This window comes from Chryseobacterium sp. KCF3-3 (assembly GCF_045865955.1).
GTDB lineage: Bacteria > Bacteroidota > Bacteroidia > Flavobacteriales > Weeksellaceae > Chryseobacterium.
In genome coordinates this window covers 775,614-793,988 of sequence record NZ_AP035792.1, presented here as the reverse complement: position 1 = coordinate 793,988, position 18,375 = coordinate 775,614, and the positions used below count along the sequence as shown (strand labels likewise).

Here is an 18,375-nt window from a genome sequence, read left to right as displayed (position 1 = left end):
TTATTGGTATTCTTTGGGAAGAATCTTGTATAGTTGTTCTTTAACTTGCTGTAACTGTTTGTAATGTAAAGTGTCTGCATAAGCATTCACATAGATATGAGACTTTTTTGGAGTCCGGATCTGGAAGGTTTCATCTATTCCGTCCACGGACTGTTGGCTGTGAGAACTTTTGATATGATCAAGATCTACAATATGAATGGATGATACAAGCTTTTTCCAGGTTTCAGAATTGATGGCAGATGACCACGCTTTATGGGTTTGATTGGCGGTCATTCCTTTTTCTGCAAAAACAGAATCTTTTGTAGCTTTAATAATCCTGTAGTTTCCGAGGTTTCCTTCAACATCAGATACACTGATGAAAGTAATCTCGTATGGATTTTTGTGGGGAACAGACTGTTCCGTTTTTTTAGAATCACATGAAAAAAATGCCGACAGCAAAAGAATCGAAAACAGGATTTTCAGATGGATTTTTTTTGTTGTCGGCATAGGATATATTTTACAGACTGAATTCTTCTCTGTACTTCTTTAAAGCTTCTTTAAGAATTTCAGCACTTCTTTTTAAATCTTCTTCTTTCAGAACGTAAGCAATTCTTACCTGCTTCTTACCTAATTCAGGATTGCTGTAGAATCCTCCAGCAGGAGCCACCATGATGGTTTCGTTATTAAGAGAATATTTTTCAAGTAACCACTGAGCAAATTTTTCAGTATCATCCACCGGAAGTTCTGCCACACAGTAGAAAGCTCCTCTCGGCTTAGGGCAGATTACCCCAGGAATAGCATTTAAAAGATCTACCAATACATTTCTTCTGTGAGTATATTCTTCTCTTACGGCTCTGATGTAAGGACCGTCGTTCTGGTGTGCTGCTGTTGCGGCAATCTGTCCTAAAAGAACCGGGCTTAATCTTGCCTGTGCAAAAAGCATGGCTGCATTACGGATCTTGTTGGAACGTGTTACCATACATCCGATTCTTACTCCACACATAGAGTAACGCTTGGATTCGGAATCAATGATGATACAGTTTTCAGCTAATTCAGGGAAGTCAAGCATTGAGATCTGCTGCTTTCCATCATATACGTACTCTCTGTAAACTTCATCAGAGATGATTACGATATCATATTTCAAAGCAATTTCTGCCAATTTCTGAAGTTCCTCACGGGTATAAAGATATCCGGTAGGGTTTCCAGGGTTGCAGATAATGATTGCTCTTGTTTTTTCTGTAATTTTTTTCTCGAATTCTTCAACAGGTGGCAAAGCAAAACCAGTGTCAATTGTAGAAGGAACTGCTACTACATTCACATCAAATGTGCTGGTGAACCCATTGTAGTTAGCATAATAAGGTTCAGGAATAATCACTTCATCCCCTTCGTCACATAAAGTAGAGATGGCAAAGTTTAGTGCTTCAGAACCTCCGTTGGTAACAATAAAGTTATCAGGAGTAAGATCTGAGAAACCTAAAGAATGATAGTATTCTGTAAGGGCTTTTCTGTATTCAATATTCCCTTCAGAAAGCGCATATTCCAATACTTTTAAATCGATGTTTTTTAAAGCATTTAAAGCTGTTTCCGGAGTTTCAATATCAGGCTGTCCGATATTAAGGTGATATACTTTTATTCCTTTTTGTTTTGCTTGTAACGCAAAGGGAACCAGTTTTCTTACCGGCGATGGCGGCATATGCAGTGCTCTGTTTGAAATATTCGGCATTGTTCAAAAAATTTGTATGACAAAAATAGGATTTAATTTCTCAATAATAAAATTATGAGTTAATTAAGAAGGAGTCCATTAAGTTTTTATATTCCCTTTAGATTCTGTTTATTTTAATGTAGTTTGATGTTGATGTTTTATTGATTTTAAATAAATGTTGATTTTTTATTAAAAATAATTATTTTGTATTGTTATTTTTCCTAAATTTCGCCACAAATGTGATTAAAATGGTAATAAATTTATTTTCTAGAGTGGTGCCTGCCGCTGCTCTATTCTCGGCCAGTGTAATGATGGCTCAAAATTTTCAGACAATGCCGGTTTCTTCAGGGTATACGGCAGACGTAATTGCTAATGGAATAGGTTCCTCAACAGTTTCAACAAACAATGATGTAGATGGTGTTTCTTACGCTTTTGTAGCTAAAGATTTCCAGCTGACTTCCACAAGTGCGGCTATTACGTATGGTATTCCTGTTGATGGGGTTATTAATTCTGTAGTGGGAACCACGCCAGGATTAAGCTTTCAGCTGGCAAGTTTAAATGCAAATAATTCTTTAAGATTGGCTGCTGTAAGTGATGTCGGAACTCTGGCTTTTACAACACCTAAACCCGTTACTAAACTGTATATGCTTGCTGTGAGTGGAAGTGGTACTTCTACGGTAAGTGCGGTGGTAAATTTTACAGATGGTAGTTCGCAGACATTTTCAAGTATCAGTCTTACCGACTGGTATGGAGGATCTAACTTTGCCATCCAGGGGATAGGAAGAATAAAAAAACCAGGTGCGACTCCTGCCAGTGGAGATGATGTTCCTTCTCCTGAAGGTGGAACAAACCCAAGGTTATATCAGATTGAGCTGGCAATAGATGCCGCCAACCAGGCAAAACCAATACAAAGTGTAACGGTTACCAAAGCGAGTGGCTCAGGTTTACCTAATATCTTTGCTTTTTCTGCAGATGTATATTCAGACTGTGCTCCGCCAGTATTGCAGGCGGTTTCCGGAATTACAGCTAATTCTGCTTTAGTTTCATGGACAGGTAGTGCTGCCAGTTATGATGTATACCACAGTACTTCAAACACAACACCATCAAGTTCAGTAACTCCTACTTATCCGGGAGTAATAGGAACAAGTACAACGATAGGAGGTCTTAATTCCAATACAACCTATTATTATTGGGTAAAATCCAACTGTAATACTGCAACGAGCCAAAGTGTATGGTCTTTTGCAGGAACATTTAAAACGGCTTGTTCTACTTTCACAGTTCCGTATACAGAGAATTTTGATACAACAAGTACAGGTTCTACCTCAAATACCAATGCTCCAAGCTGTTGGGCATATCTGGAAAGTGCATCATTTGCGGGGTATGGATATGTAAATGGATCCAATAGTTATTCAGCACCCAATTCTTATTATATGAATAATTCAAGTGGGACAACAGGTAGCCAAATGTTGGTTGCACCTCCTACTATCAATCTTTCAGATGGTACGAAGAGGGTAAGATTTTATGCAAAAGCGGGAGGAAGTAATTATACACTGTTAGTGGGAACATTATCAAACCCTGCAGATCCTGCTTCTTTCACACAAATTGGTTCTCCTATTGCTTTAACAACTACCCACACTCAATATACAGTTAATATTCCGGCGGGTACTGATTTACAGTTAGCATTTAAACATGGTTTAGGAGGTTCTTCACGTTCTATTTATATTGATAATATTACCGTTCAGAATATTCCTTCTTGCCTTGAACCAACGACACTTACGTCATCAAACGTAACAATGAACTCAGCAACAATCGGTTGGACGGCACCAGCTTCAGTTCCTGCAAACGGATACGAAGTATATTACAGTACAACCAATACTGCACCTGATGCTACAACGGTGTTGAATGCTACCAATTCTGTAACTTCTACTACTATTTCTGCGCCATTGAGTTCGTTATCTGCTGATACGAATTACTATGCATGGGTAAGATCTGTATGTAGTGCTAGTGACAAAAGTATCTGGAGTGAAGCTACTGCATTCAGAACAGGGTACTGTCTGCCTTCATCCAGTTCTCAGAATTCCTGGCTTTCTGACTTCAGTTCTACAGGAGGACTTGTAGATATGGCGTATTCATCCGGTTCAAGTGTTGCAGGTGGGTATCAGAACTTAACAACAAGTAGTAACAAAATAATCAATGCTCCGGGATCAAGTACTTCAGTATCTTTCACTGCCGGTGGCCCTACATGTGGAATTGGGGTTTGGGTAGACTGGAATAATAATTTAACTTTTGAAGCTTCTGAAAGAATGTTTGTTACGAACACTTATATTACAAGTACTTCGGGATCTATCACGGTACCTGCAGGAACACCTCTTGGAACTTATAGAATGAGAGTGGTAACGGATTATAACAGTACAGCACCTTCCAATCCTTGTACTGCTATTTCAAGAGGAGAGTTCATTGACTTTGCATTTGAAGTGGCAACCTCTTTATCCACTTCAGAAACGAAATTGAAGAAAAAAGAAATGAGTGTATATCCTAATCCTTTCAAAGATGTACTTCACATTGCAGATATCAAAGATGTTAAATCTGTAACAGTTACTGATGTAGCAGGAAGAGTAGTGAAAACTATTGACAATCCTACCACAGAACTGCAGTTAGGTGAACTGAATGCTGGTTTATACTTAGTGACAATGAACTTTAAAGATGGTTCAAAATCAACAGTAAAAGCCATTAAGAAATAAAATTTTTTGAGTTAATAATTTCTGTAGGCAGTTGCATTCGTGTAGCTGCCTTTTTTGTGATAATTTTATAAAATAGTCGTATTTTAGAAAAAATTACAATATGCAGATTCAGTCAGTTTCTATAGAAGATTATATCTCAAAAATTCCTGAAGAAAGACAGGAAGCTTTTAAAAGGCTTTACAATACGGTGAATGATAATCTTCCAAAAGGTTTTGAAGAGGCCACCAATTACGGAATGGTAGGATGGGTCGTTCCTTTGGCAACATTTCCTGCAGGATATCATTGTGCGCCCGGGACACCGCTGCCATTCATCAATCTTGCTTCCCAGAAAAATTTTATAGCACTGTACCATATGGGACTGTATTCAACGCCGGAACTTCTTGACTGGTTTGTGGCGGAATATCCTAAACACTCCAAAAAGAAACTGGATATGGGAAAATCCTGTGTACGCTTCAAGAAAGCAGAAGATATTCCTTTTGAGCTGATCGCTGAACTCAGTAAAAAAATGACTGCAGATGATTGGATTAAAATTTATGAATCGCAGTATAAGAGATAAAAAAAAGCTCTGAAATCTATCTGATTTCAGAGCTTTTTTTATGCTGGAAGAGGGAGGATTGAAGCTGGAAGTAATATTTGTGTTTTTAGAATCAATATGAGACAGGAAGTTGGAAGCTGGAAGTAATATTTGTTTTTAAAACTACCGATCGTCATTCCTTCATGAACATTCTAAATATTTAAAAGTTAATTAAATGGTCTGTATTTATTCACCGACTTCCATAAACCTCGGTCCTCCAGCTCCCATCTTCCAGCTAAAAATGAATATCCCAGATTCCGGCTTTCCGTTCAAGTTCAATCAAAGCTGCTGCGTTATCGGCAAGAGCCTGGTAATAATCTTTTCGCACATTATTATAGGTTCTCTGGGCATTCAGAACTTCAAGGATAGAACTTTCGCCTCTTTTGTAGCTGTAGATGATCCCTTCCAGAATGTTCTGTGCTTCTGAAAGCATGCCGTTATGAAACTGCTTGAGCTGTTTCTGGGTTGCTGTATACTGCTGATAGGCCTGCATTACTTCGGCTTTTATCCCTTGCTCAATCTGTTTGTATTCAACTTCTGCCTGCGAATGGCCCATTTCTGCTATTTTCAACCCTGCATTTCTTCTGTTGGAAAATTTTAAAGGAATACTAATGCCCATTTTTACAGCATTTACAGTGGGAGAAGGAGCAATTTCATTGGTAGCTTCGGTGTGTCGTTCTGCTCCGGCACTGATGCCAAGATTTATGACACGATTGGCTTTTTCAAGATTAATCTGGCTTTTGGCAACTTCTGTATTTTGTTTGGCTGCCAATAGATCTGCTCTTTCATTCAAAGCCTGAAGAATAAGATCATCCATACTGAAATCTCTATTGAAGGCATTAAAATCTCCGGAAACATCTCTGCCAGTTATTTTGTTATCTCCAAGAAATACTGACAAACCGATGATAGCCTGTTGTTCTGCACTTTGTGCCTGATATACTTCATTGAGTAAAGAAGCGGCTTCCAGTTTACTCTGTTTGGAAGCGACTAATGTTATAGTACCTAATTTGTAACGGATACTGTCGGATTTTGCCAGTTGCTGCATATTTTGATAAGAATCCTGTTGCACTTCAAGCAAAGCTTTGGATTTTAAAGCATCAATATATCCTAAACTGGCATCTGCACGGAGATTCCTGAAAAAATCCTGCAACTGTATTTTGCTCAGCTCAGATTGGTTTCTGGCCAGATTAACACGAGCTTTTCTTTTACCACCCAATTCAAGTGTCCACCCGATTGATGCTCCGTAAACATATCCCATACTTTGATTTATTCCGTTATTGCTGGTTTCCATTTCCAGTTCAGGGTCAGGAAACATATTAGCGGTCTGGATAGCAGCTTCGGCCATACTTACGTTGTATTTCTGAGAAGCATAGCCCAGATTCTGATTTCCGACAAGCCCCAGATATTCTTCAAATGGTAAAAGCTCTTTTTCCTGTGCCTTTATCCCTGTAGTGCTTAATAATACTACAGATAATATGATAATATGAACTTTAATTTTCATCTGATTCTAAATTTTGTTTTTCGTTGCGGTGTTCAGCCATAAAATAAATAGCAGGCAGCACGAATAGGGTTAAAATAGTAGAGAACATTAATCCATAGACGATTACTGTTGCCAGTGGACGCTGTACATCAGAACCGATTCCTGTAGCTAATGATGCCGGGAAAAGCCCGATTACAGCAACTGTTGCAGTCATCAGTACAGGTCTGAAACGGTCTTTTGCCCCTTTGATAGCCGCCTGTTTCAATTCATATCCTTTTTTACGCAGATCGTTGATGTGGGAAATCATAATGACCCCGTTCTGGATGGCAACTCCGAAGAGTGCGATGAATCCTACTGCAGAAGACACATTCAGAGACATGCCTCGTATATTGAGTGCCAGCATTCCGCCAAATAAAGCCAGTGGAACAATAGACATCAGAACCAAAGCCTGTCTGAAATCTCCAAATGCACCATATAACAAAAGAAACATGATCGCTAATGCCAATGGAACAATAAATGCCAATCTGGAATACGCTCTGTTTTGATTTTCAAACTGTCCACCCCATTTGATCTGGTATTTCTCATGATCGTATTTAATCTCTTTTTCAATTTTATCCTGAGCATTTTTCAGAAAAGAAGAAAGGTCGGTTCCTCTTAAATTCAGCTTTACCGTAAGATGTCGTTTATTCATTTCTCGGGTAATAGTACTTTCACCTGTACTTAATTTTACTTCTGCCACCTGAGATAAAGGAATTTTTGCTCCTGAAGCTGAGGTCAGCATCAGGTTTCCGATTTTATCTGGTGTGTCGCGGCTGTCTTCTGTGTAACGGCATGAAATATCATAGACCTTATTGCCGATAAAGATCTGGGAAATGGCCTTTCCACCTAGTGCAACTTCAATGAGATCGGCTACATCGGCTACATTCAAACCGTACTGAGCGATTTTGTCTCTGTTGGCAATAATCTGCAATTGAGGCAATGGCGGTTCCTGATCGATAGCAAGATCTGCTGAACCCGGAATTTTATTTAAAGTAGACAATACATTATCTGCAATTCGTCTGGTTTCTTTAAAATCTTCACCATATACTTTTACTACCAGTTCGCTGTGAGCTCCGGAGATTTTATCCATCACTCCGTCAATCATAGGTTGTGAGAAACCTACGGTGAATCCTGGCATATCTTTATAATCAGCTGCCAGTTCTTTGATGAGGTCTGCTTTTGTTTTTCCGGCTGGCCATTCGCTGTAAGGTTTTATTCCGACAGAAACTTCAAAATGGGAAGCCGTCCACGGGTCGGTACCGTCATCGTTACGTCCTGCCTGAACCATCATATAAGTGATTTCGGGATGCTTCAAAGTTCGGGCACGTAATGTATCACTCATTTCTTTTGATTTGGCTAAAGAAATTCCGGGTGGCAGCTGCACCTGCAACCATATAGAACCTTCATCCAACTCGGGAAGGAAATCTTTTCCAACATGATAGGAGAGAATTCCGGCAGAAACTAAGACAATCATAATAGGAATGATTACTCTTTTTGGGGTCTGCATTATTTTTTCAATACTCTTTCCGTAGGCTGTGCTTATTTTTTCAAGCCATTTATTGTGATAGATCTTCTGTGGTTTACGATAGATCACATAAGCCAATCCGGGGATCAGAATCAATGCTACAGCAAGTGCTCCTAATAGTGCATATCCTACAGTAAAAGCCATGGGGGTAAATAATTTTTTCTCTACTCTTTCAAAAGCGAATAAGGGCAGATAAGCGGTAATGATAATGATAGTCGAAAAGAAAATAGGTTTTGCCACCTCAATTACTCTTTGGGTAATGGTTTTTTCTTCCAGCGTTTCTTCAGAATTTTCTTCCCGTTTCTTCAGAATGGTTTCCAGCATGACGATGGCTCCGTCCACAATGATTCCAAAATCAATAGCTCCCAGTGAAAGCAGATTGGCCGGAATATTTGTGAATTGCATTAATATAAAAGCAATTAATAAGGAAAGCGGAATGGTAATAGCCACTAATAACGCTCCACGCCAACTTCCAAGAAATACAATCAGTACAATAATAACCAATACAATTCCTTCGGTAAGGGTATGGGAAACGGTAGTAAGTGTTGTTTTGACAAGGTCTGTTCTGTCCAGAAAAGGATGGATCTTTACACCGGGAGGAAGCGTTTCATTATTCAGTTCTTCAATCGCTTCATGTACTCCTTCCAGTACTTGTGAAGGGTTTTGACCTCTGAGTAAAAGTACGATACCTTCCACACTTTCAGAATAGTTTCGTTTTCTGTCGGTATAGCCAAGAATCCCTTTTCTTTCCAGATTTCCGTATTTCAATGTTCCTACATCATTTAAGAAAACAGGAACTCCGTTTTGGGTTTTGACTACAATTTTTCCAAGATCATCTAAGTCTTTTACCAAACCTATTCCACGGATTACATACGCAAGATTTCCACGGGGAAGCATACTTCCTCCGGCACTCACATTGTTTTTGGAGATGGTTTCGGTAACTTCTGAAAGAGATAGTGAGTATTGTTCAAGTTTATGCGGATCCAGTTCAATCTGAAACTGGGTAGTAATTCCCCCGAAATTGGTGACATCAGCAATTCCTGAAACCTGTTTGATACGGGGAATAATCACAAATTTTTGTAAATCCGTAAGTTCCCGCAGACTGTGGTTATTACTTTCGATAATATAACGGTACACTTCGCCAATGGGAGAGGTGAGTGGATCTAATCCGGGCTGTGCACCATAAGGAAGCTCCACGTCTGTCAGTCTTTCCTGAATACGTTGCCGTGCCCAGTAATCGTCTATACCATCATCAAAAACAATGGTAATAATGGAAAGGCCGAAAGTGCTTTTGCTTCGCATCACATGCATTCCCGGAAGTCCGTTCAGAGATCTTTCCAACGGAATGGTGATCTGCTGTTCTACTTCTTCAGCGGCCAGACCCGGAACCTGTGTTACCACCTGAGAGGTTACATCAGCAATATCAGGATAGGCTTCAATGGATAATCTGGTCCAGGAATAATACCCGAAGAACCCCAGTAAAAGGAATAGCGCCAGCATCAGCCATCTTTTCTGTATAGAGATTGTTAGTAATTTCTTCATAGTTTTTCTTTTACATTATTTCGCATCCAGCATATAAATTCCTCCTTCAGTCATGATGGTTTCTCCGGGTTGTAAGCCGGATGTAATTCTTACTGTTTTCTGATCAGTTTCTCCTGTTGTAACGAAGCGTTTAGCATATTGATTCTTACCTGCTTTCACCCATACATATTGAGAATTGTCCTGCTGCATCAAAGCGGTTACAGGAATCATCACTGCTTTTTCAGGAGTTGTTGAAAAATTGACGGTAGCATACATCCCCGGTTTTAATTTTCTGTCAGGGTTATCACATTCAATAAGAACTTTTATACTTCGGGTATCTTCGTCTACAATTTCATTGATGTGGTATACTGTTCCGGTAATATTTTTGTCGGGATAGGCGCTTACCTTGACGGAAACCTGATCTCCGGTATTGACAAAACGGATGTCTTTTTCCTTTACGTCACCGGAAATCCAGACTTTTGATAATTCTGCGATAATCATGACGGGATCTGCATCTCCTTTCAGATATTGGCCGTTTACAATTTTGTTGGAAATAATTTCTCCGTTAATGGGAGCTCTTACCACAAGTGGACTTCCTATACCTCCACCTTTACTGTTGTAGACTTTCAAGGCAGAAGAAGCATTGGATAGGGATGTTTTTTTATTTTTAAAATCAGTTTCTGCTTCGTCCAGTTCTTTCTGAATCCCCACTCCATGTTTTACAAGATCCTGCTGTCGTTTGTAATTTTTTTCTGCGAGCTGTACATCATTCAGTGCATCTGTATAATCCTTTTGAACTGAAAAATAATCTGAAGAAAGAATTTCAAAAAGAGGACTTCCGGCGGAAACATTTTGTCCAAGCTTAATAAATGATTTGGTAATTCTTCCGGAAAAAGGGCTGGCAATTTCTGCATAGTGATTGGGAATGGCCTGAATTGTTCCCGCTGAAACCACACCATCACTGTGTTCCTGTTCAGTAACAATCTGTGTTTTAATTTTTTTGAAAACAGGACTGCTTTCAGGAACAGTGACCTGATCATTTTTTAGGAGGAGATCCTGCGCCTGCGGGGTTTCATTTTTTGGATTTTTACAAGAGGTAACAAATGTTAAAAGTACCATTGTTAAGACTGTTTTTTTCATATAAGTTATTTATAACCATTGTTTTATTGATAGATCGGCAGGCAGTGAATTTTGCTATTAAAGCCACTGCCCGAATTTTCTGATAAACCATTGTTTCACAAGCTGGGTTAAAACACAATATCCTGTAAGAATTCCTATTAAATAGGGGAAATAGCTTAGAGGTAAAGACTGCATTTTGAGATACACGGCCATTGGAGTGAAGGGAATCAGAATTCCGATCAGCATGATTAAACTTGTTAAAGCAACTACCGGTGTGGCGGCCCAGCTTTGGATAAATGGAATTTTCTTTGTTCTGATGATATGAACAATCAAGGTTTGGGATAATAAGCCTTCCACAAACCAGCCTGTCTGAAACAAACCTTGTTGTTCCGGTGTATTGGCTTTGAAGATAAAAAACAGTACTGCAAAAGTCACATAATCAAAAATGGAGCTCAAAGGACCTATATATAACATGAACTTTTTGATGCTTCCGGCATCCCATTTTTTTGGTTTTTCCAGAAAATCTTTATCCATTGTATCCCATGGAATGGAGGATTGTGATACATCATACAGTAAATTCTGAGTCAGAATCTGGAGCGGAAGCATGGGCAAAAACGGAAGTAATGCACTGGCTCCAATCATACTGAACATATTTCCGAAGTTGCTGCTGGCAGTCATTTTTATATACTTCACAATATTCCCGAAAGTTCTTCTTCCGTAGATCACTCCGCTTCGGAGGACCATCAGATCTTTTTCCAGCAAAATGATATCTGCACTTTCTTTGGCAATATCTGCTCCGGTATCAACAGAAATTCCCACATCTGCTTCTTTTATAGCTGCAGCATCATTAATTCCGTCACCCATAAAACCAACGGTATGGCCTTTCGATCTTAATATTTTTACAATACGTTGTTTTTGTAACGGGCTTACCTTAGCAAAAACAGAATAGAGATCCATATCCTTGCGAAGTTCATCATCGCTAAGATGTTCCATTTCATCACCAAGCATAATGGTATTGATAGGAATTCCTACATCATGGCATATTTTTTTAGCAACAATATCATTATCTCCTGTTACTACTTTCACTTCTACACCCAGCTTGTGTAAAGCTTTGATGCTTGGCTCTGCAGAGGGTTTTGCCGGATCAAGAAATCCCATAAATCCTGTAAGGGTAAGGGTGTTTTCATCAGCAACAGAATAATTCAATGGATGATCCCCGTCAAATTCACGGATGGCAATTAGTAATACACGAAGTCCTTCGGCATTCAGCTTTTCAGACATTCTGATAATCTGCTGTTTCATAAGATCATCCAACGGAACACTATTGTCATTCTCAACATGCAGACTGCGATCGTCTCCAGGATCTAAGGCATATTGACATAAAGGAAGCATTTCTTCCACTGCTCCTTTGCAGATCATAAGATGTTTTCCTTTCGATGTATTCAGGATGACAGACATTCTTCTTCTTTCAAAATCAAAAGGAATCTCATCCACTTTTTGATACAATTCATCTGCCTTCATCAGATTGTGAACTTCAGCATGATCAAGAACAGCCTGATCTAATAAATTTTTGAGACCAGTTTGGTGGAAACTGTTGAGGTAGCCCCATTTCAATACTTCATCATCTTCAATACCACGAACATTGAGGTGGGTTTCCAATACAATTTTGTCCAACGTAAGGGTTCCTGTTTTATCCGTACACAAAATATCCATAGCTCCGATATTCTGGATGGCATTCAACCTTTTAACGATCACTTTCTTTTTACTCATGTTGACTGCACCTTTGGCAAGATTGGCAGTAACAATCATAGGAAGCATTTCAGGAGTCAATCCTACAGCTACAGCAATGGCGAATAGCATTGCCTGCATCCAGTCACCTTTTACCAATCCGTTGATCAGGAAAATAACCGGAGTCATGATCAGCATAAATCTGATCAGCAGATAGCTCACTTTATTGACTCCGATATCAAATGCAGTCTCAGGTCTTTTAGACGCCAGACTTCTGCTGATGCTTCCGAAATAAGTGAAAATACCTGTGTTCGCTACCACTACAGCCGCTGATCCACTTACCACATTGGTTCCCATAAAACAGATATTCTGAAGACTGAGAGGATTACGGTCTTTGGCATCTTTGATGGGAAGTGCATTTTTTTCAACGGGAAGAGCTTCTCCTGTAAGGATAGATTCACTGATGAAAAGATCTTTGCTTTTAAGAATTCTGCAGTCAGCCGGAACCATATCACCTGCGGACAGAATAATAATGTCTCCGGGAACAATTTCTGTGATTTCTATTTCTTTGCTTTCATTGAATTTTCTTTTGGTGAGACAGCTTGTTTTTACCATCTTTTTTAAGGCTTCTGCTGCTTTGTTGCTTCGGAATTCCTGAATGAATCTTAAAACCGTACTGAAGAGCAGCATCACCGAAATAATAATACTGGTGCTGAAATCTTTTTCTCCTGCAGGGACAAGAATAGCATCAATAAATAAGGAAATAATGGCAATGCAGGCCAGGATATAATTAAATGGATTAAAGAATGAATGAGCAAACTGTTTTATCCATGAGGGAGCTTTTTGGGTAGCAATTTCATTCTTACCATAAATTTTCAGACGGTCTTTTACGGTGTTTTCGCTAAGTCCTTCTTCTGAGGTTTCCAGTAGGGCATACACCATTTTTTCATTCTCGGCTGCAGCTTCTTTTAATTTTACAAGAGCTGCAGAATTGAGATTTTTGTTTGAAGATTTTTTTAACATCGCTTCAAAGGTTGTTTTTAATGTTACAAATCGTTTTCGGTACCTATAATTTCCCAGCTTACTTTGATGACTTTATCTTCAATTGTGAGTCGGCTGGCTGTTTTTTCCATAAAACTGTCCTGTGGTGTGGAAGCGTGAACTTCTGCTGTAATGATGGCGTTTTCAGGCAGACCATTGTCATCGCTGGTAAGAGATTTCAGCAATACTTTATCATTTCCGCTCAGAGACTGCATGAGTTGTACACGGACGTGATTTTCTACTTCACTTTTGCATTTGATGCTGAGAAGGTATTCTGTATAATGGTTTCTGCTGTTGATATTGTTGCCCAGCTTGACGCCTAGAGGACGAAGAATCATATGGGTGAGAATAATAAATCCGCTGGTAATAGCTGCTTCTACGGGAAATCCCATAGCACTGAGAGCTCCTACAGATGCGGAACACCAGATGGTAGCAGCGGTATTGAGTCCTCTCACGGTGAGACCATCTTTCATGATAACGCCTCCTCCTAAAAAGCCAATTCCGCTTACGATATAAGAAGCTATTCTGCCTGTAGCGTCGCCTCCAATCCTGATGGAAAGAAGAACGAATGCTGCTGAGCCAAGACATACTAAAGTATTGGTGCGAAGACCTGCACTTTTCTGACGCCATTGTCTTTCAAAGCCAATGCTGGCACCAAGGGCAAATGCGGTAAGGAGACGGAGGGTAAATTCTAATGTAGTCATAACTTTTCCTGTTGTTATAAAGCTTTTCAGCTGTACGGGAAAAGTGAGTACAACTAAAGCTTTTAAGATTGATAATTACTGTAGGGATCTGAGTCCATATGCTTTATTTTTTACTGTGCAAAAGTAAAACTGCCAGTTTTTTTTTACCGTTAGAAAAGCTTTAGAATGTTATTAGAAAATCATTAGAGAAAATTCCTTTCTGTTTTTTTGAAGATTCTGTAAGAAATATTTATTTATTATATCCTATTAATATGTGTAAACTGTACCCATGGTAAGAGATAAAATTTCAATACATTTGGAGGCTGGTTTTTTGTATGATGAATTTTACAATTTGTCTTATAAAATAACGGCTTGTTTAATCCCGGAGACTTCCTTCCAATATCTTTTGAATTATATATTTTAGAAATGAAAAAATCAAACTTAGCAATACCAGCTACGCTTTTAGCGATTATCTGTGTGCAGGGAGGAGCTTCCATTGCAAAGCAGCTTTTCCCTGCTATCGGAGCTATTGGTACAGTTACTTTAAGAATTGTACTTTCTGCAGTTTTGCTTACGTTGATTAACCGTCCGAAATTTTTACAATTTGACCGTCAGAAATGGAAATATTGTGCAATCTATGGAGTTGGATTGGCTGCCATGAATCTTATTTTCTACATGGCGATTCAAAGGATTCCTCTGGGGCTGGCTGTTACTGTGGAATTTGCCGGGCCATTATTTCTTGCTTTAGCTTTGTCCCGAAAGATGCTGGATGTTATCTGGGCGTTACTGGCTTGTGTGGGAATTCTGCTGATTGTTCCATGGAAAAGTGATCATGTAGATTTATTAGGACTTGGACTTGCCTTTCTTGCAGGAATTTTCTGGGCTCTTTATATCGTTATGGGCGGAAAAGTTTCTAAAATAATGGATGGGAAAGATGCGGTTACCACAGGGATGATTTTTGCAAGTCTTGTGATTATTCCTTTTACGATATGGGATGGTGCTGTTTTCAATATTACCCCGACTATTTTTATGAAAGGACTTGGTGTGGCTATTCTTTCGAGTGCTTTGCCTTTTTCATTAGAAATGATGGCCTTGAAAAAACTTCCTGCGAAAACTTTCAGTATTCTGATGAGTCTGGAACCTGCATTTGCAGCGCTTTCCGGATTGGTTTTTCTTGCTGAAGAATTATCTTTTTTACAGTGGATTTCTATTGCCTGTGTGATTGTGGCCAGTATTGGAACTACTGTTTTCAATAAGAAATCTCTTTCTCATGATTGATGAAAATTTTAAACCATTAAGTTAATTAAGGTTTTAAGAAGCATTAAGATTCAAATAAATTTGAATGAAGTTTTTTTGATACGTTAGCCGATCATAAACTCAACTGTAAAAGTAGTCTTGTTATCTTCTGATACAACGTTGATTTTTGCGTGATGGAGCAGAATAATTTTCTCAGTAAGGAATAGTCCTATTCCGTGACCTTTTTCGTGTTTTGATGTTTCACTTCTGTAAAAAGGTTCGAAAATATGCTGTAAATCTTCTTTATTAATGCTGTTTCCGGTATTGGTAAAAAGTATTGTAAGAATTCTTGAATTAGCCTGCACGTGGATGAGGCAAGTATGTTCAGGTGAATATTTGCAGGCATTGTCAATAAGATTGTTGAAGGCCACCTGAAGAAGATACTCATTTCCCTGAATGATAAGCTGATGCTCTTCTACGGAATCCTCTATGTTCAGAGAAACTTTATATCCTGAATTTTCTTTGGTGATTTTGGTATAAGATTCCAGAAGAACCTCATCAAGACGTACTTCCGAAAAACTGATCTCATTGGGATCATAGCTTGCTTTGGCAAGATCCATTAAACTATTCGACAATTTTACCATATTTCGGGCATCTTCCAGTGCATATTGGATGGTTTCCTGGTATTCTTCTTTGGTTTTATCCTTTTCTGAAGCGAGTTCCAATTCAGTAATGATGGCGGATAAAGGAGTTCTCAGTTCATGTGAAATATTGGAGACAAAATGTTTTTGTGAATCAAAAGAATTTTCAAGCCGTTCCAGCATTCCATTGAAATTTTGAGCAAGTTCATTCAGTTCGTCTTTTTCTTTTGTTGTTTTCAGACGTAATTGAAGTTTTCCGGCTGTAATTTTTTTAATCTGAATAACCATTTCACTCAGCGGACTCAATGCTTTTTTGGAAAGAAATATTCCTGCCAGATAAATTAAAATCAGGATAATAAAAAAAGAGATAATGCTGATGGTAAGAAGATGTGTGAGATAATCATATCCGTATTGATCGTAAGCTGCTGCAGTTACCGCATATGTTTTTCCTTCATAATGATACACCATTCCGATCACCTGCAAATCTTTCAGAAAGAAATTGATTTTCTTCTTTTGGAATATCTGAGCAAGCATTTCCGGAGTCTCCTTTACGTAATCTACTTTGGCATCATCATGATAAATCAGTTGTTTATTGGCATTATAAATGGCAACCTGTACTTCATTAAGAGTTCTGGTATTGTTTTTATAAAGCTTATGCATTTCCTGTTCGGGAAGTGAGCTTCGGAAAAATAAATCAGCTTTGGCAATCGCTTCGTTCTGTAGTTCGCTGTAAAAAGATTTTTCTCTGGCTTCTTTGGATGAATAATAGATCGAAATACTGTAAATACTTAAAAGCATTGCAGTGATTAAGGTAAAAAGCAGGGTAAGTCTGGTTCTTATTTTCATCCCGATATTTTTAGTTTATCTCATTGATTTACTATACAGTACCTGATTCGTAATCTTTTTTCAGAATAAATCCCATACCAGCTTTGGTGTGGATGAGTTTGGTTTCAAAATCTTTATCTATTTTCTTTCTGAGATAATTGATATAAACATCAATAAAGTTAGTGCCCGTATCAAAATGTGTTTCCCATACTTTTTCAGCAATTTCACTTCTGGAGAGAACCCTTTCGGAATTTTCCATCATGAATTTTAAGAGATTAAACTCTTTCGGAGTCAGTTTTATCAAGGTATGATCACGGCTCACAGTTTTTTGTTCCAGATTCATTTCAATGCCTTCATATTTAAGGACAAAAACTTTTTGCTTCAGCTGTTGTGAAAAACGTTTCAGAAGTACTTTTATCCTTGCTACCAGTTCCCGCATTTCAAAAGGCTTGGTGAGATAATCATCTGCTCCGGCATCAAATCCTTCCAGCTTGTCATCAGTAGTTCCCAGTGCAGTAAGCATAATGACAGGAAGATTGGGTTTTAAAGTTTTGATTTCATGGCAAAATTCAAGACCGTCTTTTTTGGGAAGAATAATGTCGGTCACTACCAGATCAAAATTTGTCTGTAAAGCCAGTTTCAGGCCTGTAACTCCGTCATATGCCACAGTGACCTCAAATTCAGCTTCCTGAAATCCCTTTGCAATCAATTTTGAAAGCCTGTCGTCGTCTTCAACTAATAAAATATGGGGCATAAGATTCTTGGAATGTTTGGGTTGGTGTGAGGAATAGATCAATATTCCCACAAATGTAATGAATTCTATTTTGTAATTTTGGTACCGAAAAGTATAATAGAATGTCCGAATTTAAAACATTTTTTAGCAAAAGAATCAAAGAAATAATGGTTACTGGATGGTTGTCCTGTTTAATGGTTTTGTTGATCCAGTGTAATCACTCTTATCCAAGCAATGTACAACTCAAAAATGGAGATCTTCTTTTTGTAACAGCAAAAGAATCGGGTCTTTCCGGAGCAATCAATAATGTTACTCAAAAACAAAAGGTGGCTTCATTTGATCACATAGGAATTCTGGAAAAAGAAGGCAACCGGATGTTTGTTCTGCATGCTGCTCCTAAAGGCGGTTCTCAGAGACAGGATTTGAAGGATTTTATTAAAGATCAGAAAGAAGAAGGGCAGGAGGTGATTGTTTACCGTTTAAAACCGGAATATCAGAAAGCAATTCCTGAAGCCGTTAAAAAAGCAAATTCCATGTTGGGAAAACCATACAATTTCAATTATATTCTGGATGAACAATCCTATTACTGTTCAGATTTTGTGGAAAGAGCTTTCCGTGCAGAAAATATTTTCAAACTGGAACCCATGACGTTTATTGATCCGAAAACAGGAAAAACGAATGCATTCTGGGAGGAGTTTTACAACAAAAAAAATATCAAAGTCCCTGAAGGTGAGCCTGGTTGCAATCCTAACGGACTGGCCGGTTCTGACAAATTGGAAAGAATAGGAAATTTTTAAAATATAGGAAG

General features: G+C 38.5%; 13 protein-coding genes. 4 read left to right on the top strand and 9 right to left on the bottom strand.

Annotated elements, in window-relative coordinates; all coding sequences use genetic code 11:
* The gene (locus tag ACKTTZ_RS03585) at nucleotides 1-486 is read right to left on the bottom strand and encodes a hypothetical protein (protein WP_034694995.1); all 486 of its coding nucleotides are present in this window, start codon (nucleotides 484-486) and stop codon (nucleotides 1-3) included.
* A 10-nt stretch (nucleotides 487-496) separates the two neighbouring features.
* Nucleotides 497-1,702: a pyridoxal phosphate-dependent aminotransferase gene (locus ACKTTZ_RS03580; RefSeq protein WP_034694997.1), complete on the bottom strand. Its 1,206-nt coding sequence runs from the start codon at nucleotides 1,700-1,702 to the stop codon at nucleotides 497-499.
* 227 nt (nucleotides 1,703-1,929) lie between these two features.
* On the opposite strand from ACKTTZ_RS03580, the gene ACKTTZ_RS03575 reads away from it, so the two are divergent.
* Complete coding sequence (locus ACKTTZ_RS03575) at nucleotides 1,930-4,422, top strand: GEVED domain-containing protein (RefSeq protein ID WP_407847384.1); 2,493 nt, start codon at nucleotides 1,930-1,932, stop codon at nucleotides 4,420-4,422.
* A gap of 100 nt (nucleotides 4,423-4,522) precedes the next feature.
* Entirely contained in the window at nucleotides 4,523-4,978 is a 456-nt protein-coding gene (locus ACKTTZ_RS03570; protein ID WP_253317432.1) for a DUF1801 domain-containing protein, read from the top strand.
* A 253-nt stretch (nucleotides 4,979-5,231) separates the two neighbouring features.
* Here the strand turns inward: ACKTTZ_RS03570 and ACKTTZ_RS03565 are convergent, their stop codons facing one another.
* The 5 genes from ACKTTZ_RS03565 to ACKTTZ_RS03545 are packed head-to-tail and all read right to left on the bottom strand — an operon-like array spanning nucleotide 5,232 to nucleotide 14,153.
* The gene (locus ACKTTZ_RS03565) at nucleotides 5,232-6,497 is read right to left on the bottom strand and encodes a TolC family protein (protein ID WP_407847382.1); all 1,266 of its coding nucleotides are present in this window, start codon (nucleotides 6,495-6,497) and stop codon (nucleotides 5,232-5,234) included.
* Nucleotides 6,487-9,582: an efflux RND transporter permease subunit gene (locus ACKTTZ_RS03560; protein ID WP_407847380.1), complete on the bottom strand. Its 3,096-nt coding sequence runs from the start codon at nucleotides 9,580-9,582 to the stop codon at nucleotides 6,487-6,489. Before ACKTTZ_RS03560 ends, ACKTTZ_RS03565 begins: the two co-directional genes overlap by 11 nt.
* Nucleotides 9,583-9,597: 15 nt before the next feature.
* Entirely contained in the window at nucleotides 9,598-10,701 is a 1,104-nt protein-coding gene (locus tag ACKTTZ_RS03555; protein WP_407847378.1) for an efflux RND transporter periplasmic adaptor subunit, read from the bottom strand.
* A gap of 57 nt (nucleotides 10,702-10,758) precedes the next feature.
* Nucleotides 10,759-13,431: a magnesium-translocating P-type ATPase gene (gene mgtA, locus ACKTTZ_RS03550; RefSeq protein ID WP_034695004.1), complete on the bottom strand. Its 2,673-nt coding sequence runs from the start codon at nucleotides 13,429-13,431 to the stop codon at nucleotides 10,759-10,761.
* 23 nt (nucleotides 13,432-13,454) lie between these two features.
* Nucleotides 13,455-14,153: an MgtC/SapB family protein gene (locus ACKTTZ_RS03545; protein ID WP_034695005.1), complete on the bottom strand. Its 699-nt coding sequence runs from the start codon at nucleotides 14,151-14,153 to the stop codon at nucleotides 13,455-13,457.
* Between the two features lie 405 nt (nucleotides 14,154-14,558).
* Between ACKTTZ_RS03545 and ACKTTZ_RS03540 the strand changes: the two genes are divergently transcribed.
* Nucleotides 14,559-15,410: a DMT family transporter gene (locus ACKTTZ_RS03540; protein WP_034695039.1), complete on the top strand. Its 852-nt coding sequence runs from the start codon at nucleotides 14,559-14,561 to the stop codon at nucleotides 15,408-15,410.
* Between the two features lie 83 nt (nucleotides 15,411-15,493).
* Here ACKTTZ_RS03540 and ACKTTZ_RS03535 read toward each other — a convergent pair whose 3' ends face one another.
* Complete coding sequence (locus ACKTTZ_RS03535) at nucleotides 15,494-16,855, bottom strand: ATP-binding protein (protein ID WP_034695007.1); 1,362 nt, start codon at nucleotides 16,853-16,855, stop codon at nucleotides 15,494-15,496.
* 31 nt (nucleotides 16,856-16,886) lie between these two features.
* A complete protein-coding gene (locus ACKTTZ_RS03530; RefSeq protein ID WP_034695040.1) occupies nucleotides 16,887-17,588 on the bottom strand; it encodes a response regulator transcription factor in 702 nt (233 codons plus the stop codon).
* 101 nt (nucleotides 17,589-17,689) lie between these two features.
* Here ACKTTZ_RS03530 and ACKTTZ_RS03525 point away from each other — a divergent pair, with 101 nt between their 5' ends.
* Nucleotides 17,690-18,364, top strand: a complete 675-nt coding sequence (locus ACKTTZ_RS03525) for a YiiX/YebB-like N1pC/P60 family cysteine hydrolase (RefSeq protein WP_407847375.1) — start codon at nucleotides 17,690-17,692, stop codon at nucleotides 18,362-18,364.
* Nucleotides 18,365-18,375: the final 11 nt, after the last annotated feature.

Bases quoted from the DNA above. Each gene is read 5' to 3' on its own strand.
- ACKTTZ_RS03565 (WP_407847382.1), bottom strand. From the start codon at position 6,497: ATGAAAATTAAAGTTCATATTATCATATTATCTGTAGTATTATTAAGC.
- ACKTTZ_RS03545 (WP_034695005.1), bottom strand. From the start codon at position 14,153: ATGACTACATTAGAATTTACCCTCCGTCTCCTTACCGCATTTGCCCTT.
- ACKTTZ_RS03560 (WP_407847380.1), bottom strand. From the start codon at position 9,582: ATGAAGAAATTACTAACAATCTCTATACAGAAAAGATGGCTGATGCTG.
- ACKTTZ_RS03525 (WP_407847375.1), top strand. From the start codon at position 17,690: ATGTCCGAATTTAAAACATTTTTTAGCAAAAGAATCAAAGAAATAATG.
- ACKTTZ_RS03580 (WP_034694997.1), bottom strand. From the start codon at position 1,702: ATGCCGAATATTTCAAACAGAGCACTGCATATGCCGCCATCGCCGGTA.
- ACKTTZ_RS03535 (WP_034695007.1), bottom strand. From the start codon at position 16,855: ATGAAAATAAGAACCAGACTTACCCTGCTTTTTACCTTAATCACTGCA.
- ACKTTZ_RS03540 (WP_034695039.1), top strand. From the start codon at position 14,559: ATGAAAAAATCAAACTTAGCAATACCAGCTACGCTTTTAGCGATTATC.
- ACKTTZ_RS03570 (WP_253317432.1), top strand. From the start codon at position 4,523: ATGCAGATTCAGTCAGTTTCTATAGAAGATTATATCTCAAAAATTCCT.
- ACKTTZ_RS03575 (WP_407847384.1), top strand. From the start codon at position 1,930: ATGGTAATAAATTTATTTTCTAGAGTGGTGCCTGCCGCTGCTCTATTC.
- ACKTTZ_RS03585 (WP_034694995.1), bottom strand. From the start codon at position 486: ATGCCGACAACAAAAAAAATCCATCTGAAAATCCTGTTTTCGATTCTT.
- ACKTTZ_RS03555 (WP_407847378.1), bottom strand. From the start codon at position 10,701: ATGAAAAAAACAGTCTTAACAATGGTACTTTTAACATTTGTTACCTCT.
- mgtA (WP_034695004.1), bottom strand. From the start codon at position 13,431: ATGTTAAAAAAATCTTCAAACAAAAATCTCAATTCTGCAGCTCTTGTA.
- ACKTTZ_RS03530 (WP_034695040.1), bottom strand. From the start codon at position 17,588: ATGCCCCATATTTTATTAGTTGAAGACGACGACAGGCTTTCAAAATTG.